The sequence below is a fragment of the Streptomyces sp. NPDC101160 genome, assembly GCF_044768205.1.
Classification (GTDB): Bacteria; Actinomycetota; Actinomycetes; order Streptomycetales; family Streptomycetaceae; genus Streptomyces.
The window spans coordinates 87,691-107,791 of record NZ_JBIWPJ010000008.1 but is presented as its reverse complement, the minus strand read 5'-3'; the positions used below and the strand labels follow the sequence as shown (position 1 = coordinate 107,791).

The window sequence follows — 20,101 nt, the reverse complement described above, 5'->3', positions numbered from 1 at the left end:
TTCTCGCCAATCCGCAGGTCGGAGCGGCGTGTCTGAGCCGTCTCACTCCTTGACAAAAGTTGACCCAAAACTGGGGCGAAATGCCCGAAAAGTCCTGGTCGGTCGATGCTGACCAGGACTTTTCCTCTGTTCTCGCTGACTGGAGCGCCCGTGGCCGCTAGTCTCCGGGACAGAGTCGGCGTTCGGCGTACTCCACGCGGTTCGCTGCTCCACTGGTGTGGGTGCTCCACTCGTGTGGCGTGCCCGGCTTCCCACCGGTCCGTATCCGACAGTTCGACATCCGAGGTGACGTAGGCGTGGCTCTTCCGCCCCTTACCCCTGAACAGCGCGCAGCCGCGCTCGAAAAGGCCGCCGCGGCTCGCCGGGAGCGGGCCGAGGTCAAGAATCGACTCAAGCACTCCGGCGCCTCTCTCCACGAGGTCATCAAGCAGGGCCAGGAGAACGACGTCATCGGCAAGATGAAGGTCTCCGCGCTGCTCGAGTCCCTGCCGGGCGTGGGCAAGGTCCGCGCCAAGCAGATCATGGAGCGCCTCGGCATCTCCGAGAGCCGTCGTGTGCGCGGTCTCGGCTCCAACCAGATCGCCTCCCTGGAGCGCGAGTTCGGCGGCGCCGGCGCCTGATGGCGCCCCGGCGGCACCGGCGGCCCGGGACCGCGCGTCCCGGGCACCCCGGTGAAGCTGGAATAATCGCTGCATGGCAGCAGAGGTACGTCCGCGGCTGACCGTGCTCTCCGGCCCCTCCGGGGTGGGGAAGAGCACGGTCGTCGCTCATATGCGCAAGGTCCACCCCGAGGTCTGGCTCTCGGTGTCGGCCACGACACGGAAGCCGAGGCCCGGCGAGAAGCACGGCGTCCAGTACTTCTTCGTCACGGACGACGAGTTCGACAAGCTGGTCGCCAACGGCGAGCTGCTGGAGTGGGCCGAGTTCGCGGGCAACCGCTACGGCACCCCGCGCCGCGCGGTCCTGGACCGCCTGGAGGCCGGCGAGCCCGTTCTCCTGGAGATCGACCTCCAGGGCGCGCGCCAGGTGAAGGACTCCATGAGCGAGGCCCAGCTGGTCTTCCTGGCCCCGCCGAGCTGGGAGGAGCTGGTCCGCCGGCTCACCGGCCGCGGCACCGAGTCGCCCGAGGTCATCGAGCGCCGGCTGGACGCCGCGAAGATCGAACTCGCGGCCGAGTCGGAGTTCGACACCACGCTCGTCAACACCTCGGTCGAGGACGTCGCGCGTGAGCTGCTAACGTTGATGAACGTTGTCTGATCTTTTATCCGTCATGATCCGTGATCGGATATCCATCTTCGGAAGGTAGAGCGTGTCCTCTTCCATCACCGCGCCCGAGGGCATCATCAACCCGCCGATCGACGAGCTGCTCGAGGCGACGGACTCCAAGTACAGCCTCGTGATCTACGCCGCCAAGCGCGCGCGCCAGATCAACGCGTACTACTCGCAGCTGGGCGAGGGCCTGCTCGAGTACGTCGGTCCGCTCGTCGACACCCACGTCCACGAGAAGCCGCTCTCGATCGCGCTGCGCGAGATCAACGCGGGCCTGCTGACCTCCGAGGCCATCGAGGGCCCGGCTCAGTAAGCATCCGGAAGTATCGGCCACAGGCCCGGCGGAACATCCGCCGGGCCTGTGGTGTCTCATGGAGTCGTACGCATCCGAGTGCGGGGAGTGGCAATCGTGACCAAGCCGAAGGTCGTCCTGGGCGTGAGCGGCGGCATCGCCGCCTACAAGGCGTGCGAGCTGCTGCGCCGGCTCACCGAGTCCGGGCACGACGTCCGTGTCGTCCCCACCGACTCCGCCCTGCGCTTCGTCGGCGCGGCCACCTGGTCCGCCCTCTCCGGCAACCCCGTCTCCACCGAGGTCTGGGAGAGCGTCCACGAGGTCCCGCACGTCCGCATCGGCCAGGCCGCCGACCTCGTCGTCGTCGCCCCCGCCACCGCCGACATGCTCGCCAAGGCCGCCCACGGCCTCGCCGACGACCTGCTCACCAACACCCTGCTCACCGCCCGCTGTCCGGTGGTGTTCGCCCCGGCCATGCACACCGAGATGTGGGAGCACCCGGCCACCCAGGAGAACGTGGCCACGCTGCGCCGTCGCGGCGCCGTCGTCATCGAGCCCGCCGTCGGCCGCCTCACCGGCGTCGACACCGGCAAGGGCCGGCTGCCCGACCCCGGCGAGATCTTCGAGATCTGCCGACACATCTTGAACAGGCACCGTCTGGCGCGCGGTGCCGCGGCGCCCGACCTGGCCGGCCGCCATGTCGTGGTCAGCGCCGGCGGCACCCGCGAGCCCCTGGACCCGGTCCGCTACCTGGGCAACCGCTCCTCCGGCAAGCAGGGCTACGCGCTCGCCAAGGCCGCCGCTGCCCGCGGCGCCCGGGTCACCCTGATCGAGGCCAACACCGGGCTGCCCGACCCGGCGGGCGTCGACGTGGTGCGGGTCGGCACCGCCGTCCAGCTCCGCGAGGCCGTGCTGAAGGCCGCCGCGGACGCGGACGCGGTCGTGATGGCCGCGGCGGTGGCCGATTTTCGCCCCGCCTCCTACGCCACCGGAAAGATCAAGAAGACCGACGACGGCGGCGCACCCACCGTCGAGCTGGTCCGCAACCCCGACATCCTCGCGGAGATCTCCGCCGAGCGCGCGCTGCCCGGCCAGGTCGTCGTCGGCTTCGCCGCCGAGACGGACGACGTGCTCGCCAACGGACGCACCAAGCTCCGCCGAAAGGGCTGTGACCTGCTGGTCGTCAACGAGGTGGGGGAGCGCAAGACCTTCGGCTCGGAGGAGAACGAGGCCGTGATCCTCGCCGCCGACGGTGCCGAGACCCCCGTACCGTACGGGCCGAAGGAGGCCCTCGCGGAGACGGTCTGGGACCTCGTGGTGCCGCGTCTGCGTACCGTGTCGGAGTGAATTCCACGGCAACGCGGCACGGCGTGCGCACTGCGCCGAGCTGACGACGGCAAACCCGGCACTTTTGGACAAAGGGCCAGGTCTGCGGCCTGATCATCGCGCGGTTCAAGGTCGAATACCGCACAGATCACGCTATCCACGGCCGGGGACCTGGCCATCTGCCCGATCGTGCCCGATAGACTGTTCTCGGAACGTCGCGGGGCGCAGCCCCCTGCCGGTCCGCAATCGATAGCCAGCAGCCGCTGCAACCCCAGGGAGCGTTGTGTCCCGTCGACTGTTCACCTCGGAGTCCGTGACCGAGGGTCACCCCGACAAGATCGCTGACCAGATCAGCGACACCATCCTCGACGCGCTGCTCAAGGAGGACCCCACCTCCCGCGTCGCCGTCGAGACGCTGATCACCACCGGCCTCGTGCACGTCGCAGGTGAGGTCACCACCAAGGCCTGGGCGGACATCCCCACCCTCGTCCGCGGCAAGATCCTCGAGATCGGGTACGACTCCTCGAAGAAGGGCTTCGACGGCGCCTCCTGCGGCGTCTCGGTCTCCATCGGGTCGCAGTCCCCGGACATCGCGCAGGGCGTCGACAGCGCCTACGAGGCCCGCGTCGAGGGTGACGAGGACGAGCTCGACAAGCAGGGCGCCGGCGACCAGGGCCTGATGTTCGGCTACGCGTCGGACGAGACCCCGGAGCTCATGCCGCTCCCGATCTACCTCGCGCACCGCCTCTCGCGCCGCCTGACCGAGGTCCGCAAGAACGGGACCATCCCGTACCTGCGCCCCGACGGCAAGACCCAGGTCACCATCGAGTACGACGGCGACAAGGCCGTCCGCCTCGACACGGTCGTCGTCTCCTCGCAGCACGCCTCCGACATCGACCTCGAGTCGCTCCTCGCGCCCGACATCCGCGAGTTCGTCGTCGAGCACGTCCTCAAGCAGCTCGTCGAGGACGGCATCAAGCTCGACACCGAGGGCTACCGCCTCCTGGTCAACCCGACCGGCCGCTTCGAGATCGGCGGCCCGATGGGCGACGCCGGCCTCACCGGTCGCAAGATCATCATCGACACCTACGGCGGCATGGCCCGCCACGGTGGCGGCGCCTTCTCCGGCAAGGACCCGTCCAAGGTCGACCGCTCGGCCGCCTACGCCATGCGCTGGGTCGCCAAGAACGTCGTCGCCGCGGGCCTCGCCTCGCGCTGCGAGGTCCAGGTCGCGTACGCGATCGGCAAGGCCGAGCCCGTCGGTCTCTTCGTCGAGACCTTCGGCACCAACACGGTCGACACGGACAAGATCGAGCAGGCCATCGCCGAGGTCTTCGACCTCCGCCCGGCCGCGATCATCCGCGACCTCGACCTGCTCCGCCCGATCTACGCCCAGACCGCCGCCTACGGCCACTTCGGCCGTGAGCTGCCGGACTTCACCTGGGAGCGCACGGACCGCGTGGACGCGCTGAAGAAGGCCGCCGGCCTGTAGGAGGCACTGCTTCCCCGTGAGGGCCCCGGACCGCATTGCGGTCCGGGGCCCTCACGCGTGTCCGCCTCCGGCGGCCCCCGGGACCGGAGGGCCTCTGGGTCCGAGGCGGAAGGGAGGCCGCCGAGAGGGCGGAGAGAGGGCTCTGGGTGTTGATGGTGATCACAGATTCCAGAGTCTTCAGAGGAGAAGTGAGAAGAGTGCGGGGAAAGTTACGCCGGTTCCTGACGGCCGCCTCGGCCCTGTTCGGAATCGCGCTGCTCGGCGCGGCCACCGTGCCGGCCGCCGCGGTGACGGCCCAGACCAGACCGTGCCCGTCCAAGGGCTGTGACGGCGCCGACCCGAAGGCCGTGACCTCCTGGGCGTCGGCGCCCAAGGTGATCGACCAGTTCACCCTGAGCAGCGGCGCGAGCCTGAAGCTCTACCAGGGCAAGCCGAGCTGGGACAGCTCCGAGACCTACGCCTGGGCGGAGGTGACCCTGCCGGCGAAGCCGGGCGTCAAGGCGTGGCTGTCCGACATGATCGAGCCCAACGACTGGACCTTGGAGCCCGACCTGATCAAGCATCCGTCGGCGTTCCGTACCGTCTCGGGAACCACGGCCATGTTCGACGACGGAGAGTTCGTCCGGGCCTGTGTCAACGACGGCGTCCAGCAGGGCTGCACCGGCGGCTACGGCGCCGGCGTCAACCCCGCCAGGGAGGTCGCCCCGGTCGTCCCCTGCCAGGACCACTGCGATGAGGTCGACCCGGACACCGTCACCTCGTGGTCGTACGGCCCGACGCGTGACGCGGCCAAGAGGGTCCAGCTGGCCGGCGGCGCCTGGGTCCAGATCGTCACCGGGCAGGCCTATTACGGCACCCAGTACAGCTGGGCCGACACGGGTCTCCCCACCGCGGGCTCCCGCATGTGGCTGGAGCAGTACGAGGGCGCCGGCCGCTGGGGCAACATCTGGGTCTCCATCGGCGGGGACAACGGCCGCCGCACCACCTCCGGCCACACCCACGCCTTCGTGTCCCTCGGCGAGCTGCGGGCCTGCGTCACCGACGGCAGCGAGACGCGCTGCACCAAGGACGACGGCACGGCGGCCGTCGTGCCCACCCAGGCGCCGTGCGCCCAGCTGCCCTGCGAGGGCGTCGACGCCTCCACCGTCACCTGGCTCGAGAACCACGAGCCGCGTCAGGTCGCCGCGGTCTCCGCCTACCAGGGCGGCAAGGTCACGGTCTACGAGGGCACGCCCGCCTGGGACCCCGAGCACGAGTACCGCTGGGCCGAGGCCGAACTGCCGCCGAACAGCACCAAGGCGCGCGCCTGGCTCGAGTACCAGGACCGGGTGGGAGCCGAGAAGCGCCTGGTGCTCACGCCCCTCGCCCGGCCCGAGGCATCCCGCACCACCTCCGGCCGCACCGGGATGTTCGTCGCGAACTGGGCCGGCAACCGCCGGATCCGGGCCTGTTTCGACGACGGCAAGGAATGGGGCTGTGACGGCGGCTTCCCCCCGGGCAACATCCAGCGCCCCGACGCCCCCTGCGCCGAGCCCTGCACCGGCCTCGACCCGACCACGATCACCGACTGGTGGTGGTCCGGCCCCACCGAGGGGCAGCGCGTCACCCTGAGCGGCGGCGGCTCGGTCGCCCTGAAGACCGGTGACCCGCGCTGGTCCCGCACCGGCGTCTACGCCTGGGCCGACGGCACCGTGCCCGCCACGGCCGGGGCGAGGATCTGGATCGAGGACAAGGGTGCCGACGGCGTCTACCGCACGATCGCCGAGCGCACCACCAGCGGTGCCACCGGCATGGCCGGCGTGCCGAGCCCCGCGGTCCGCGCCTGCGTGACCAACGGAACCAGCACGGTCTGCACCAAGCCGGGCAGCTGACCGGACGGCGGCCGCGGACCGTTCGCCGGCCCGCGGCCGTCTGTCGGTGGCGTCTGGTAGGTATGACGCTGTGAGCAGCGAGAACGAGAAGTCCGCGGGGGAGCCGGGGCCGGCCGGGCAGCCGGAGCCCGAGCAGCTCGCGCTCATCCGGGAGACCGTGCGGCAGGCGAAGGTGCCGCGGGCCAAGCCGCGGACGTGGCGGGGGGCCGCACTGGCGAAGGAGCTGCCGGTGGCCCGTGTCGTGGTGAACAAGGGCGTGCTCCATCTCGACCAGTTCTTCGACTACGCCGTGCCGGAGGAGCTGGACGCGGCGGCACAGCCCGGAGTGCGGGTGCGGGTGCGGTTCGGGGCCGGGGCGCACAAGGTGCGGGGCGGGCGGCGCGAGGGCGGGCGGCTGATCGACGGCTTCCTGGTGGAGCGGCGCGCCGAGTCGGACTACTCGGGGCCGCTGGCCGCGCTCGCCGACGTCGTCTCGCCGGAACCGGTGCTCGGGCCGGAGCTGCTCGGGCTCGCCCGCGCGGTCGCCGACCGGTACGCGGGAAGTCTCGCCGACGTGCTCCAGCTCGCCGTGCCGCCGCGCAACGCGAGCGCCGAGCGCAAGCCCTCGCCCGAGCCGCTGCCGCCGCCCGCCGCACCGGCGCCGGGGAGCTGGGTGCGGTACGAGCGCGGGGCCGCGTTCCTGGAGTCGCTGGCGCGCGGCGGCGCGCCCCGGGCCGTGTGGAACGCGCTGCCCGGTCCGCACTGGGCCGAGGAGATCGCCCGGGCCGTCGCCGCGACCCTCGCCTCCGGGCGCGGTGCGCTCGTCGTCGTCCCCGACGGCAGGGTCGCCGCCCGCGTCGACGCGGCCCTCACCGGGCTGCTCGACGAGGGCCGGCACGCGCTGCTCACCGCCGAGGCCGGCCCCGAGAAGCGGTACGCGCAGTGGCTCGCCGTCCGGCGCGGCGCCGTGCGGGCCGTCGTCGGCACCCGGGCGGCCATGTTCGCGCCCGTACGGGAGCTCGGGCTCGCCGTCATCTGGGACGACGGCGACTCCAGCCACAGCGAGCCGCACGCCCCGCAGCCGCACGCCCGGGACGTGCTGCTGCTGCGCGCCGCCCACGACCGCTGCGCCTTCCTGCTCGGCTCCACCAGCTGCACCGTCGAGGCCGCCCAGCTCGTCGAGTCCGGCTGGGCCCAGCCCCTGCTGCCAGCCCGCGACCAGGTGCGCACGGCAGCGCCGCTCGTCCGCACCGTCGGCGACACCGACCTCGCCCGCGACGAGGCCGCCCGCGCCGCCCGGCTGCCGACGCTCGCCTGGCAGGTGGTGCGCGAGGGACTGAAGACGGGCCCGGTGCTCGTCCAGGTGCCGCGCCGCGGTTACGTACCGCGGCTGGCGTGCGAGCGGTGCCGGACGCCCGCCCGCTGCCGGCACTGCTCCGGGCCCCTGGAGGCCCCCGAACAGCGGGAGCTGCACTGCGGCTGGTGCGGCCGGGGCGCGCCCGACTGGCACTGCGTTGCCTGCGGCTCCGACCGGCTGCGCGCCCAGGTCGTCGGCGCCCGGCGTACGGCCGAGGAGCTGGGCCGGGCGTTCCCGGCCGTGCCCGTACGGACCTCCGGACGCGACCACGTCCTCGACCGCGTCCCAGGACGCCCCGCCCTGGTGGTGAGCACCCCCGGCGCCGAACCCGTCGCCGACGGCGGCTACGCGGCCGCGCTGCTCCTCGACGGTTGGGCCATGCTCGGCCGCCCCGACCTGCGGGCCGGCGAGGAGGCGCTGCGCCGCTGGATCGACGCGGCCTCGCTCGTACGGGGCCAGGGGGACGGCGGCACCGTCGTGGTCGTCGCCGAGCCGACCCTGCGGCCCGTGCAGGCCCTCGTCCGCTGGGACCCGGTCGGCCACGCGCAGCGCGAACTCGCCGAGCGGGCCGAGCTGGGCTTCCCGCCGGTCTCCCGGATGGCGGCCGCCTCCGGCCCGCCGGAGGCCCTCGCCGCGTTCCTGGCCGCCGCCGAACTGCCCCCGGACGCCGAGATCCTGGGCCCCGTCCCACTCCCCGTCACCCGCCCCGGCGGCCCCCGCCGCCCCGGCGACACCCCGCCGGGCGAACAGTGGGAGCGGGCCCTGATCCGCGTCCCGCCGGGCAGCGGCGCGGCCCTGGCCACCGCCCTGAAGAAGGCCCAGGCGGCCCGCCTGGCACGGGGCGGCGGGGAACCGGTCCGGGTCCGGGTGGACCCGCCGGACATCGGCTGACAGCCCGTCCGACTGCCCGAGGCCGCGCGCGGGCTGAGGGGAGGCCGGCCCGCCCGCGCGGAGGCCCTACGCCCGCGCGGGGGCCCCACGCCCGCCCGCAGGGCCGACGACACGAAGGCCGCCCGCGGGGGCGGGCGGCCTTCGGGGGCGGCTGCGTGACCGTCAGCCGTTGCGCTCGGCGGGGAGCGCCGGCGGGCGGGCCGGGTGCCCTGCGGTGGTCAACCGCTGTGCGGGCACCGAGGGAACGCGGCGGGCGCGTGGGCCGCGCGGTGGCGGCCGGCCGTTGCACGGAGCGGGGGTCTGTCGGCTGTGCCGCGCCGGTCAGCCGTTGCGCGGGGCCGGGAACGCCGGCGGGCGCGGCTCCTCGCGCAGGGTCCGGCTGCCCGAGGTCGGCTGCGGCGGCATGCTGCGGGCCGACGGGACGACCGGCAGCGTGCGGGTCGCGCCCGCCTCCTGCGTACGGTCCTGCTCCAGCGGGCCGCCGCCCGGCTGCGGGGCGCGGCGGGAACCGTAACGGCGGTGCACCGCCTGCTTGGTGACTCCGAGCGCGGAGCCCACCGCGTCCCACGAGAACCCGAGCGAGCGGTCGAAGTCGACGGCCGCGGTCACCAGGGTCTCGACGCTGTCCCGCAGTTCCTGGGCGAGACGGACGGTCGGGGCGGGGGCGCGCCCGTAGACGACGAAGCCCGTCGAAGGGGCGGAGCGGCGAGGGCGGTAGACATTGCCCAGCTGGGCCGTCAGCGTGCGCAGTGCGTCCACCTGCCGCCGGACCCGCTCGATGTCCCGCACGAGCAGGTGCAGACTTGCCCGGGCCTGGGCGTCGTGGGTGGCGTGGTCGGCCATGGATGAGCCTCTCGAACCGGCGTGAAAAGGGGCGGGTCGCTGGGGGAGGGCGACCCGTTTCGGTCAATCTCTCTTGACCAACGCGCCACGGGGAGTTGGGTCACGCTGCGGGGGCGTATCCGCATATGCGCGGGGCGCTCGTCCTCGCGTACGCCCCCGAGGGCGTCGCGGGCGGACGCGGCCTAGACTGGTGCGCTGCCCTTCCTACGCCCCGAGATACGAGGTTTTCGCGCGTGAAGCTCGTCTTCGCCGGCACCCCCGAGGTCGCCGTACCCGCCCTGGACGCCCTGCTCGCCTCCGGGCGGCACGAGGTGGCCGCCGTCGTCACCCGGCCCGACGCCCCCGCGGGGCGCGGGCGGCGGCTCCTCGCGAGCCCCGTCGCCGAGCGGGCGGCGGAGGCCGGGATCGAGGTCCTGAAGCCGGAGCGGCCGCGCGACGAGGCGTTCCTGGCCCGGCTGCGGGAGATCGCGCCGGACTGCTGCCCGGTCGTCGCGTACGGCGCGCTGCTGCCCCGCGTCGCCCTCGACATCCCCACCCACGGCTGGGTCAACCTGCACTTCTCGCTGCTCCCCGCGTGGCGCGGCGCCGCGCCCGTGCAGCACTCGATCATGGCCGGTGACGAGGTGACCGGCGCGTCCACCTTCCAGATCGAGGAGGGCCTGGACTCCGGCCCGGTGTACGGCGTCGTCACCGAGGACGTCCGCCCCACCGACACCAGCGGCGACCTGCTCACCCGGCTCGCCTTCGCGGGCGCCGGGCTGCTCGCGGCGACCATGGACGGCATCGAGGACGGCTCCCTCAAGGCGGTCCCGCAGCCCGCCGACGGCATCACCCTCGCCCCGAAGATCCAGGTCGAGGACGCCCACGTCGACTTCAAGGCCCCGGCCCTCCGCGTCGACCGCGTCGTCCGCGGCTGCACCCCGGCCCCCGGCGCCTGGACCCTCTTCCGCGGCGAACGCCTCAAGCTCATCCAGGTCGCCCTCCTCCCGGACCGCACCGACCTCGCCCCCGGCGAACTCGCCGTCGGCAAGAACAACGTGCACGTCGGCACCGGCTCCCACGCCGTCGAACTGCTCTGGGTCCAGCCCCAGGGCAAGAAGCCGATGAAGGCGGCGGACTGGGCACGCGGCGTACGGATCGCGGCGGGGGAGCGGGTCGGGGCCTGACCGGGCCCCGCGGGCCCGTTTTCCCCGGTCGTGGCGCGCGGACGTAGGCTGAGGGGGTTCGACCCCTCATTTCGTCACGCGGAGCACCTTTGAGCGAGCAGGCACGTCGTCGTGCGCCCCAGCCCACCTCGGGCAAGGCCCCCAGGCCCCACCGCCGGCCCAAGAAGGATCCCGTGCGGATCCTCGCGTTCGAGGTGCTGCGGGCCGTGGACGAGCGGGACGCGTACGCCAACCTCGTGCTGCCGCCGCTGCTGAAGAAGGCGCGGGAGAAGAACGAGGGGTTCGACGGGCGGGACGCGGCGCTCGCGACCGAGCTGGTGTACGGGACGCTGCGGCGGCAGGGGACGTACGACGCGATCATCGCGGCGTGCGTGGACCGGCCGCTGCGGGAGGTCGACCCGCCGGTGCTCGACGTGCTGTCGCTCGGGGCGCACCAGTTGCTCGGGACGCGGATCCCGAGCCACGCCGCCGTGTCCGCGACCGTGGAGCTGGCGCGGGTGGTGCTCGGGGACGGGCGGGCCAAGTTCGTGAACGCCGTCCTCCGCAAGATCGCGCAGGACGACTTCGAGACCTGGGTGGCGCGGGTCGCGCCGCCGTACGACGAGGACGCCGAGGACCACCTCGCGGTCGTCCACTCCCACCCCCGCTGGGTGGTCTCCGCGCTCTGGGACGCGCTCGGCGGCGGCCGGGCCGGCATCGAGGCGCTGCTCGCGGCCGACAACGAGCGGCCCGAGGTCACCCTGGTCGCCCGCCCCGGCCGCGCCACCGTCGCGGAGCTGGAGCAGGCCGCCGAGACCGAGCCCGGCCGCTGGTCCCCGTACGCGCTGCGCATGGCCGAGGGCGGCGATCCGGGCACCATCGAGGCCGTGCGGGAGAGCCGGGCCGGCGTGCAGGACGAGGGCAGCCAGCTCGTGGCGATCGCGCTCGCCAACGCGCCGCTCGACGGCCCCGACACCCGCTGGCTCGACGGCTGCGCCGGCCCGGGCGGCAAGGCGGCCCTGCTCGGCGCCCTCGCCGCCGAGCGCGGCGCCGCCCTGCTCGCCTCCGAGAAGCAGCCGCACCGCGCCCGGCTCGTCGAGCGCGCGCTGGCCGGCAACCCCGGCCCGTACCAGGTCATCGCCGCCGACGGCACCCGCCCGCCGTGGGGCGAGGGCAGCTTCGACCGGGTCCTGATGGACGTGCCCTGCTCCGGGCTCGGCGCGCTGCGCCGCCGCCCCGAGGCGCGCTGGCGCCGCCGCCCCGGCGACCTCGACGGCTTCGCCCCGCTGCAGCGCGGGCTGCTCACCGAGGCGCTGCGCGCGGTCCGGATCGGCGGCGTGGTCGGCTACGCGACCTGCTCCCCGCACCTGGCCGAGACCCGGGTGGTCGTCGACGACGTCCTGAAGAAGGTCGGCGGCGCCGAGCTGATCGACGCCCGCCCGCTGCTGCCCGGCGTACCGGACCTCGGCGACGGTCCGGACGTCCAGCTGTGGCCGCATCTGCACGGTACGGACGCCATGTATCTGGCGTTGATCCGCCGCACGGCCTGACGCCGGCTCGGAGGCGCTCGGAGGTCACTTCGCGGCGGAGTTTTCTCCTGGTCTGTACCAGTACGCTCGGTACCCCCTAGGATTCAAACTCCGCAGCGGCAAAGAAGTCCTCAAGAACATGGCAGGCTTGGCACATGGCGCAGATCAATCCCAGCATCCTGTCCGCGGACTTCGCCCGGCTCGCCGATGAGGCGAAGGCGGTCGACGGGGCCGACTGGCTGCACGTCGACGTGATGGACAACCACTTCGTGCCCAACCTGACGCTGGGCGTGCCCGTCGTCGAATCGCTGGCCCGGGCCACCGACACCCCGCTCGACTGCCATCTGATGATCGAGGACCCGGACCGCTGGGCCCCGCAGTACGTGGAGGCCGGCGCCGGCTCCGTCACCTTCCACGTGGAGGCCGCGGCCGCGCCCGTACGCCTGGCCCGGGAGATCCGCGCCAAGGGGGCCCGGGCGTCGATGGCGCTCAAGCCGGCCACGCCCATCGAGCCGTTCGAGGACCTGCTCCCCGAGCTGGACATGCTGCTGATCATGACGGTCGAGCCCGGCTTCGGCGGTCAGGCCTTCCTCGACATCATGCTGCCGAAGATCCGCCGCACCCGTGAGCTGATCTCCAAGCACGGTCTCGAGCTCTGGCTCCAGGTCGACGGCGGCGTCTCCGAGGCCACCATCGAGCGGTGCGCCGAGGCCGGCGCGGACGTCTTCGTGGCCGGTTCCGCGGTCTACGGAGCCGCCGACCCGGCCGCCGCGGTCCGCTCGCTGCGGGACAGGGCGGAGGCCGCGAGCGCCTCCGCCGCGTGGGCGTGTGGCCACTGAGCCTCCACTGACCCACCGGTACGTGAACGCGGCCCGTCGGGCCGCCGACACGGCCGTTCTGGGCCCGCCGGATCTGACAGGATGAACAGTGGGTCCAGAGTGTGAACAGCACCAGGAACAGCAGTAGCACTGGCACCACCAGTGTCAGCACCAGTGGCAGCAGCACCAGCAGCAAATGAAGCGCGGCAGCGGCACGTGAACAGCAGTGAGGAGATCGCGGTGGCGGGTATGTCGGCGGGACGGTCAGCCCTGCGGATGGGACCCGCGGAGCTCGTGCAGGCGGCGGCCATGGCCCGTCGCTTCTACCTCGAGGGCAAGTCCAAGATCCAGATCGCCGAGGAGTTCGGCGTGAGCCGCTTCAAGGTGGCCCGGGTCCTGGAGACCGCCCTTGAGCGCGACCTCGTGCGCATCGAGATCCGCGTACCGGCCGAGCTGGACGCCGAGCGCTCCGACGCGCTCCGTGCCCGCTACGGCCTGCGTCATGCCGTCGTCGTCGAGTCCCCGGCGGAGGGCGAGGAGGAGTCGCCCGACCCGGAGAACCTCGGCGAGGTCGCGGCCGACCTGCTCGGCGAGCTGGTCACCGAGGGCGACGTGCTCGGCCTCGCCTGGGGCCGCTCCACGATCCACATGGCCGCCGCGCTCGACCGGCTGCCGCCCTGCACCGTCGTGCAGCTCACCGGCGTGTACGACGCGGGCACGGCCGAGCGCGGCTCGGTCGAGGCGGTCCGGCGGGCCGCACAGGTCTCCGGCGGCGAGGCGCACCCCATCTACGCGCCGATGCTGCTGCCCGACGCGGCGACCGCCAACGCGCTGCGCAGCCAGACCGGCATCGCCCGGGCCTTCGAGTACTTCGACAAGGTGACGGTCGCCTGCGTGTCCATCGGCTCCTGGGAGCCGGGCGTCTCCACCGTCCACGACATGCTGTCGGAGGAGGAGCGCGCCCACTACGCCTCGCTCGGCGTCGCCGCCGAGATGTCGGCGCACCTCTTCGACGCGGAGGGCCGCCGGGTCGGCCGCGACCTCGGCGAGCGGTGCATCACCGTCGAGACGGACCGGCTGCGCCGGATCCCCGAGGTCGTCGCCATCGCGGGCGGCCACCGCAAGGCGGCGGCGATCGGCGCGGTGCTCCGCTCAGGCCTCGTCACCAGCCTGGTGACCGACCGCTCGGCCGCCGACTACCTGCTCACCGAGTCCAGCCCCGGCCCCCGCCCGGCCCTCGACCGCGCGGACCCGGACGGCATCTGACCCGAAGGCGGCCGGGCCCCGGTGCGGTGGTCACCCCGGGGCCCGACCCGGCCCGCCTTCCTCCCCGCGGCGCGTCCCCGGAATGGGGTCGGCGTCGCGGTGGCAGCATCGGGGCATGTTCTCTCGATGCGCCCGGCTCGGGCTCGCCCTGCTCGCCGGGGCCTCGCTGTTCCTGACCGGGTGCTCCGGCGGCGGGGCGGGCAGCGACTCGGCGACCCCGACCCGTACGACGGCAGCGGTTTCGACGGCTGCGCCGTCCGCCCGCTCCGGCCTCCCCACCGTCCGGGAGTCGCAGCTGCCGGCCGAGGCGCGGAAGACGCTGGTCCTCATCCGGGCCGGCGGGCCCTTCCCATACGCCAAGGACGGCGCGGTGTTCTCGAACTTCGAGCGCGTCCTGCCGAAGGAAAAGCGCGGCTATTACCACGAGTACACGGTCAGGACCCCGGGCGAGCGCGACCGCGGGGCCCGGCGGCTCGTCACCGGCGGCGACGGCGAGGTCTACTACACGGACGACCACTACGCGAGCTTCCGGGAGGTGGTCGCGGGATGACCGGGATCGGGGCGAGACTCGAGGAGCTCGGGGACCTCACCGTCCTCGACCTCCACGGGGTCACCGACAAGACGGCCTTCATGAACCGCTGTGTCCGCGCGCTCCCGCTGCCGGTCTGGTTCGGCCGCAACTGGGACGCGCTCGCCGACTGCCTCGCGGATATGCGCCGACCCATGGCGATCGTGGTGACGGGCTGGCAGGCTTACGCCGAGGCCGAACCGGAGGAGTGGACCGTCGCCCAGGAGGTGTTCTCGGCGGCTGCCCGGGCCAGCTCGGCCGGCCTCGCGGTCCTGCTCTGGCTCGGCGGCGAAGTCGCCGGATTGGAGGATCCGACAGACGCCCCGTCGTCAGGCTCGGATGATCCGTCCCCTCCGCCCGCGGCACCCCCCGTGCAACACTGAACTACGTGCTTTTTCCCCTGGCTGAAATGCCTAGGGGCCGATCCGAACGACTGGGATGTCAGCACGTGCGTTTCCTCAATGACGTCAAGCCGCCGTACGACCTCACGTACGACGATGTGTTCATGGTGCCGAGCCGCTCGGCCGTCGGTTCCCGCCAGGCCGTGGATCTCTCCTCGCCCGACGGTACGGGTACGACGATTCCGCTGGTCGTCGCGAACATGACCGCCATCGCCGGCCGTCGCATGGCCGAGACCGTCGCCCGTCGTGGCGGCCTGGTCGTCATTCCGCAGGACATCCCGATCGACGTCGTCACCGACGTCATCGCCTGGGTGAAGTCCCGCCACCTGGTCCTGGACACCCCGATCGTCCTGGAGCCCCACCAGACCGTCGCCGACGCGCTCTCGCTGCTGCCCAAGCGCGCGCACGACGCCGGTGTCGTCGTCGACGAGGACCGGCGCCCGGTCGGCGTCGTCACCGACGCCGACCTGTCCGGCGTGGACCGCTTCACCCAGCTGTCCGAGGTCATGTCCAGGGACCTGCTGCTGCTCGACGCCGACATCGAGCCGCGCGAGGCGTTCAACACCCTCGACGCCGCCAACCGCCGCTACGCCCCGGCCGTCGACGCCGACGGCAAGCTGGTCGGCATCCTCACCCGCAAGGGCGCGCTGCGCGCGACCCTCTACAACCCGGCCGTGGACGGCGAGGGCAGGCTGCGCATCGCCGCCGCCGTCGGCATCAACGGTGACGTCGCGGGCAAGGCCAAGCTGCTGCTCGACGCGGGCGTGGACACGCTCGTCATCGACACCGCGCACGGCCACCAGGAGTCGATGATCAGCGCGATCAGGACCGTCCGGGCGCTCGACCCGCACGTCCCGATCGTGGCCGGCAACATCGTCGCCGCCGAGGGCGTCAAGGACCTCATCGAGGCCGGCGCGGACATCATCAAGGTCGGTGTGGGCCCCGGCGCCATGTGCACCACCCGCATGATGACCGGCGTGGGCCGCCCGCAGTTCTCGGCCGTCCTGGAGTGCGCCGCCGAGGCGAAGAAGTACGGCAAGCACGTGTGGGCCGACGGCGGTGTCCGGCACCCGCGCGACGTCGCCATGGCGCTGGCCGCCGGCGCGTCCAACGTGATGATCGGCTCCTGGTTCGCCGGCACCTACGAGTCCCCGGGCGACCTCCAGCACGACGCCAAGGGCCGTGCCTACAAGGAGTCCTTCGGCATGGCCTCGGCCCGCGCCGTCAAGAACCGGACCTCCGACGAGTCCTCGTACGACCGCGCCCGCAAGGCGCTGTTCGAGGAGGGCATCTCCACCTCCCGGATGTTCCTCGACCCGCAGCGCCCGGGCGTCGAGGACCTGATCGACTCGATCATCGCCGGTGTCCGCTCCTCCTGCACCTACGCCGGTGCGGCCTCGCTCGCCGAGTTCGAGGAGAAGGCCGTCGTCGGCATCCAGTCCGCCGCCGGTTACGCGGAGGGCAAGCCGCTGCACGCCAGCTGGAGCTAGTCGCCGAAACGTATCGGCGGCATCGGCCGAATCCGTCCGCAGGGCCCCCGGGAATCCGTTCCCGGGGGCCCTGCGGCGTTCTCAGCCACCCCGCCCCACCCGGCTCTCCCGGCCCGCTCGCCCCGCCCAGCCCGCCGCCCGCAGCGCCGCCGCCACCGCCGCCGCGATCCGCGCGTGGCCCCGGTCGTTCGGGTGCAGGCCGTCGGCGAGGTCCTCGGGGCCGAGCAGCGGGCGCCCGGGCAGCAGGGCGAGGCGGGTGTCGCCGGCCGCCACCAGGTCCCGTACGGCCTCCTCCATGGCCGTACGGAGCTCCGCGAGGCCGGCGCCGAGGGCGTTGCGGGTGTGTTCGGCCGCCGGGCGCAGCACGGGGGAGAGGAGCAGCAGCGGGGTGTCCGGGTGGCCGCGGCGGACCAGGGCGACGAAGGCCCGGGTGGTCTCGTACAGCAGCGGCGCCGAACTGGGCACGGAGGCCCAGCAGTTGGTGCCGAAGGCGAGGGTGATCAGGGCGCCGGGGAGGCGGGCGAGCTGCTCGGCGAGCGGGAGTTCGCCGCGCGCCCCGCCCGCGTAGCCGAGGTTCACCGGGTCGAGGCCGAGCGCCCGGCCGGCCACGGCGGGCCAGGCGTGCGCGGGCCGGGTCGCCCACCAGCCCTCGGTGATCGAGTCGCCGTGAACCAGCCAGCGCGGGCGGTGCGGCGCTGGGGAGAGGGCGCCGCCGCGCGAGGGTCGCAGTCCGAGGACGAGCGGCCGCTGCTGCTCCGGCAGCCGCACCGTGAACTCTCCGCCGTCGGACGGGAGTTCGATGCGCACGGTGGCCTGCTCGGCGGGCTCCGCGAACACCTCCGCGAGGCAGCGCGCGCCCCGCCAGAGCGCGAAGCCGTGCCGCAGTGCGCGCAGCGGATCGCCCGCCCCGGGCACGGCCGCCCGGTAGCGCACCTCGACCGCCCTGGTGCCGGGCGCCGCCGTGAACTCGAGGCGCACCCCGACGGGCAGTCCGGCCCGCTCGGCGATGTCCCAGGGCAGGCGTGCCAGGTCGGCCGGATCGGCCCGTACCGGCCGGCCGGCGCCGTCCCGCCAGGCCGTGCCGCGCAGAAAGGGTTCGGGCTCCAGCCAGGGTGCCGACGGGCTCACGGGACCTCCTTCGGGCGGGTGCAGAGTGGTCGATCCGGCCCGAGGAGTCAAGGTGTGCGGGCAGGGTGCCCCATTGCCCCCGATGTGTCGATTCATGCGGCAGCGCGCAATGTTTCCCCGTCTGTGCCCCAAGCGCGCAATGATCATCCACCACTGCGCAACAACCCTGCATTACGAGTGCGAAGCATTAGCGCTTAGGCTCATGCCCCGTACCAGGAGTGGCGGCGACCGCCTGCTCGGCGGTTCCCCCTTCCCCCGTGGGCTTTCTTCTGTCTGCCCACGTCACCGCCGCGGTCCCCGCTCGTCGACAGGCAGCGATAAGGAGCCCCCGCAGTGCTTGACCACGGCGCAGCCCCACCCGTCGAGGACATGTCCGTCCCGACCGCCCGCAGGACCTCCGGGCTCTCCGCCCTCATCCGTCGCAAGCCGGTGGAGAACCTGGTCGCAGAGGGTGGGCAGGGCGAGGGCGGCTCGCTCCGCCGCTCGCTCGGCATGTGGCAGCTGACCATGATCAGCATCGGTGCGACGCTCGGCACCGGCATCTTCGTCGTGCTCGGCTCGGCGGTCCCCAAGGCCGGCCCGGCCGTCACGCTGTCCTTCGTGATCGCCGGTCTCACGGCGCTCTTCTCGGCCCTCTCGTACGCCGAGCTGGCCGGCTCCATCCCGGTCGCGGGCTCCTCGTACTCCTACGCGTACGCAACGATGGGTGAACTCGTCGCCTGGGTCTGCGGCTGGTGTCTGGTCCTCGAGTACGGCGTCTCGGTCGCCGCCGTGGCCGTCGGCTGGGGTGAGTACCTGAACGAGCTGCTCGACGGCACCATCGGCGTCACCATCCCCGACGTGCTGTCGTCCGCCCCGGGCGAGGGCGGCATCATCAACCTGCCGGGCCTCATCGTCGTGCTGCTCGCCATGGTGTTCCTGCTCGGCGGCGCCCGTGAGTCCGCCGTCGTCAACACGATCATGGTCGTCGTGAAGATCGCCGCGCTCGCGCTCTTCTGCGCCATCGGTTTCATGGGCTTCAAGTCCGGCAACTACAAGGACTTCATGCCGCTCGGCATGTCGGGCGTCGGCGCCGCCAGCGCCAGCCTGTTCTTCTCCTACATCGGTTTCGACGCCGCCTCCACGGCCGGCGAGGAGGCCAAGAACCCCAAGCGCGACCTGCCGCGGGCGATCATGCTCTCGCTGCTCATCGTGACCGTCCTCTATGTGCTCGTCGCCGCCGTCGCGGTCGGCGCCTGGCACTGGAAGGACTTCGCGGGCTCCGAGGCCACCCTGGCGGCGATCATGAACGACGTCACCGGCCAGACCTTCTGGGGCACCATGCTCGCCGCCGGCGCCGTCATCTCCATCGCGAGCGTCGTCCTCACCGTGCTCTACGGCCAGACCCGCGTCCTCTTCGCGATGTCCCGCGACGGCCTGGTGCCGAAGGTCTTCGGCAAGGTCAGCGCCAAGACCGGCACCCCGCGCATCAACACGGTGATCGTCTCCCTCTTCTGCGCCGTCCTCGCCTCGGTCATCCCGCTGGGCAAGCTCGTCGACGCCACCAGCATCGGCACCCTCTTCGCCTTCGGTCTGGTCAACATCGCGGTGATCGTGCTCCGCTACACCCGCCCCGACATGCCGCGCACCTTCAAGGTGGCGTTCGGCCCGGTCTTCCCGGTGCTCGGATTCTTCTTCTGCGCGTACAACATGTTCAGCCTCGACACCGTGACCTGGGTGGTCTTCGGTTGCTGGATGGCCGCGGGACTCGTGTTCTACTTCCTGTACGGCATGCGCCGCTCCCGTCTGGCCACGGCCACGGCCGACGCTCCGGTCCTGGCAGAGGCCCCTGCAGAGAAGTGATCCACCCGTAGTGCGACTCAACGACCTCGACGAACGCATCGTCCACGCCCTCGCGGAAGACGCCCGCCGCAGCTACGCCGACATCGGCTCGCTGGTCGGTCTCTCCGCGCCCGCCGTGAAACGGCGCGTGGACCGGCTCAGGGCCGAGGGCGCCATCACCGGCTTCACCGTACGGGTGGACCCGGCGGCGCTCGGCTGGGAGACGGAGGGGTTCGTCGAGATCTACTGCCGCCACAACACCTCGCCGGAGGACATCCGGCGCGGCCTCGAGCGGTATCCGGAGGTGGTGTCCGCGTCGACCGTGACCGGTGACGCGGACGCCGTCGTCCAGGTCTTCGCCTCGGACATGCGCCACTTCGAGCGCGTCCTGGAGCGGATCGCGGGCGAGCCCTTCGTGGAGCGCACCAAGTCCGTGCTCGTGCTGTCGCCGCTGCTGCGGCGGTTCTCCTCGGGCTCGCCCGCGTAGGGCCTTCGGATCGCCGGAAGGGGGGGCCCCCCCCCCCCCGGGGGCGGGGCGCCCCTACGCCGCCGAAAAGGGGCCGTTGTAGGGGGTGCACGGGCCCCCCGGGGAGTAGGACGGGCGCAACCTGTGCA

The 20,101-nt window shown here is 72.9% G+C and carries 18 protein-coding genes; 16 read left to right on the top strand and 2 right to left on the bottom strand.

Features of this window, described 5'->3' with window-relative positions:
* Positions 1 to 296 precede the first annotated feature (296 nt).
* The 7 genes from ACIRSU_RS26190 to ACIRSU_RS26160 all read left to right on the top strand — a co-directional run bounded on the left by ACIRSU_RS26190 (position 297) and on the right by ACIRSU_RS26160 (position 8,477).
* Complete coding sequence (locus tag ACIRSU_RS26190; protein ID WP_030493613.1) at positions 297 to 620, top strand: integration host factor; 324 nt, start codon at positions 297 to 299, stop codon at positions 618 to 620.
* A 73-nt stretch (positions 621 to 693) separates the two neighbouring features.
* A complete protein-coding gene (gene gmk / locus ACIRSU_RS26185) occupies positions 694 to 1,257 on the top strand; it encodes a guanylate kinase (RefSeq protein WP_403796718.1) in 564 nt (187 codons plus the stop codon).
* A 52-nt stretch (positions 1,258 to 1,309) separates the two neighbouring features.
* Positions 1,310 to 1,582: a DNA-directed RNA polymerase subunit omega gene (rpoZ, locus tag ACIRSU_RS26180; RefSeq protein ID WP_005319902.1), complete on the top strand. Its 273-nt coding sequence runs from the start codon at positions 1,310 to 1,312 to the stop codon at positions 1,580 to 1,582.
* Positions 1,583 to 1,678: 96 nt separating this feature from the next.
* Positions 1,679 to 2,908, top strand: a complete 1,230-nt coding sequence (coaBC, locus tag ACIRSU_RS26175; protein WP_403796716.1) for a bifunctional phosphopantothenoylcysteine decarboxylase/phosphopantothenate--cysteine ligase CoaBC — start codon at positions 1,679 to 1,681, stop codon at positions 2,906 to 2,908.
* Between the two features lie 262 nt (positions 2,909 to 3,170).
* Positions 3,171 to 4,379 carry a methionine adenosyltransferase gene (gene metK, locus ACIRSU_RS26170; protein ID WP_403796714.1) on the top strand — a complete coding sequence of 403 codons (1,209 nt, stop codon included), beginning with the start codon at positions 3,171 to 3,173 and terminating at the stop codon, positions 4,377 to 4,379.
* Positions 4,380 to 4,576: 197 nt separating this feature from the next.
* Entirely contained in the window at positions 4,577 to 6,250 is a 1,674-nt protein-coding gene (locus ACIRSU_RS26165) for a hypothetical protein (protein WP_403796711.1), read from the top strand.
* A 70-nt stretch (positions 6,251 to 6,320) separates the two neighbouring features.
* Positions 6,321 to 8,477: a primosomal protein N' gene (locus ACIRSU_RS26160; RefSeq protein WP_403796709.1), complete on the top strand. Its 2,157-nt coding sequence runs from the start codon at positions 6,321 to 6,323 to the stop codon at positions 8,475 to 8,477.
* A gap of 321 nt (positions 8,478 to 8,798) precedes the next feature.
* Here ACIRSU_RS26160 and ACIRSU_RS26155 read toward each other — a convergent pair whose 3' ends face one another.
* Positions 8,799 to 9,320: a hypothetical protein gene (locus tag ACIRSU_RS26155; protein WP_403796707.1), complete on the bottom strand. Its 522-nt coding sequence runs from the start codon at positions 9,318 to 9,320 to the stop codon at positions 8,799 to 8,801.
* Between the two features lie 233 nt (positions 9,321 to 9,553).
* On the opposite strand from ACIRSU_RS26155, the gene fmt reads away from it, so the two are divergent.
* From fmt to ACIRSU_RS26120, 7 genes are all read left to right on the top strand, one after another.
* Positions 9,554 to 10,486: a methionyl-tRNA formyltransferase gene (gene fmt / locus ACIRSU_RS26150; protein WP_403796704.1), complete on the top strand. Its 933-nt coding sequence runs from the start codon at positions 9,554 to 9,556 to the stop codon at positions 10,484 to 10,486.
* A gap of 89 nt (positions 10,487 to 10,575) precedes the next feature.
* Positions 10,576 to 12,015, top strand: coding sequence for an RsmB/NOP family class I SAM-dependent RNA methyltransferase (locus ACIRSU_RS26145; RefSeq protein ID WP_403796701.1), 1,440 nt, complete (start codon positions 10,576 to 10,578; stop codon positions 12,013 to 12,015).
* 134 nt (positions 12,016 to 12,149) lie between these two features.
* A complete protein-coding gene (gene rpe, locus ACIRSU_RS26140) occupies positions 12,150 to 12,833 on the top strand; it encodes a ribulose-phosphate 3-epimerase (protein WP_403796699.1) in 684 nt (227 codons plus the stop codon).
* 195 nt (positions 12,834 to 13,028) lie between these two features.
* A complete protein-coding gene (locus ACIRSU_RS26135; RefSeq protein ID WP_403796696.1) occupies positions 13,029 to 14,078 on the top strand; it encodes a sugar-binding transcriptional regulator in 1,050 nt (349 codons plus the stop codon).
* A gap of 115 nt (positions 14,079 to 14,193) precedes the next feature.
* Complete coding sequence (locus ACIRSU_RS26130) at positions 14,194 to 14,628, top strand: ribonuclease domain-containing protein (protein WP_403796694.1); 435 nt, start codon at positions 14,194 to 14,196, stop codon at positions 14,626 to 14,628.
* The gene (locus tag ACIRSU_RS26125; RefSeq protein WP_403796692.1) at positions 14,625 to 15,029 is read left to right on the top strand and encodes a barstar family protein; all 405 of its coding nucleotides are present in this window, start codon (positions 14,625 to 14,627) and stop codon (positions 15,027 to 15,029) included. Before ACIRSU_RS26130 ends, ACIRSU_RS26125 begins: the two co-directional genes overlap by 4 nt.
* 65 nt (positions 15,030 to 15,094) lie before the next feature.
* Positions 15,095 to 16,537, top strand: a complete 1,443-nt coding sequence (locus ACIRSU_RS26120) for a GuaB1 family IMP dehydrogenase-related protein (RefSeq protein ID WP_403796690.1) — start codon at positions 15,095 to 15,097, stop codon at positions 16,535 to 16,537.
* A gap of 81 nt (positions 16,538 to 16,618) precedes the next feature.
* Here ACIRSU_RS26120 and ACIRSU_RS26115 read toward each other — a convergent pair whose 3' ends face one another.
* The gene (locus tag ACIRSU_RS26115) at positions 16,619 to 17,665 is read right to left on the bottom strand and encodes a GDSL-type esterase/lipase family protein (RefSeq protein ID WP_403796688.1); all 1,047 of its coding nucleotides are present in this window, start codon (positions 17,663 to 17,665) and stop codon (positions 16,619 to 16,621) included.
* Positions 17,666 to 17,998: 333 nt separating this feature from the next.
* On the opposite strand from ACIRSU_RS26115, the gene ACIRSU_RS26110 reads away from it, so the two are divergent.
* Together ACIRSU_RS26110 and ACIRSU_RS26105 are read left to right on the top strand one after the other, a co-directional pair.
* A complete protein-coding gene (locus ACIRSU_RS26110) occupies positions 17,999 to 19,507 on the top strand; it encodes an amino acid permease (RefSeq protein ID WP_403796687.1) in 1,509 nt (502 codons plus the stop codon).
* Positions 19,508 to 19,517: 10 nt separating this feature from the next.
* Complete coding sequence (locus ACIRSU_RS26105) at positions 19,518 to 19,973, top strand: Lrp/AsnC family transcriptional regulator (protein ID WP_030691274.1); 456 nt, start codon at positions 19,518 to 19,520, stop codon at positions 19,971 to 19,973.
* Positions 19,974 to 20,101: the final 128 nt, after the last annotated feature.

Coding starts and splice junctions, on each gene's coding strand:
- ACIRSU_RS26155 (WP_403796707.1), bottom strand. CDS start 9,320: ATGGCCGACCACGCCACCCACGACGCCCAGGCCCGGGCAAGTCTGCAC.
- ACIRSU_RS26125 (WP_403796692.1), top strand. CDS start 14,625: ATGACCGGGATCGGGGCGAGACTCGAGGAGCTCGGGGACCTCACCGTC.
- rpe (WP_403796699.1), top strand. CDS start 12,150: ATGGCGCAGATCAATCCCAGCATCCTGTCCGCGGACTTCGCCCGGCTC.
- ACIRSU_RS26130 (WP_403796694.1), top strand. CDS start 14,194: ATGTTCTCTCGATGCGCCCGGCTCGGGCTCGCCCTGCTCGCCGGGGCC.
- gmk (WP_403796718.1), top strand. CDS start 694: ATGGCAGCAGAGGTACGTCCGCGGCTGACCGTGCTCTCCGGCCCCTCC.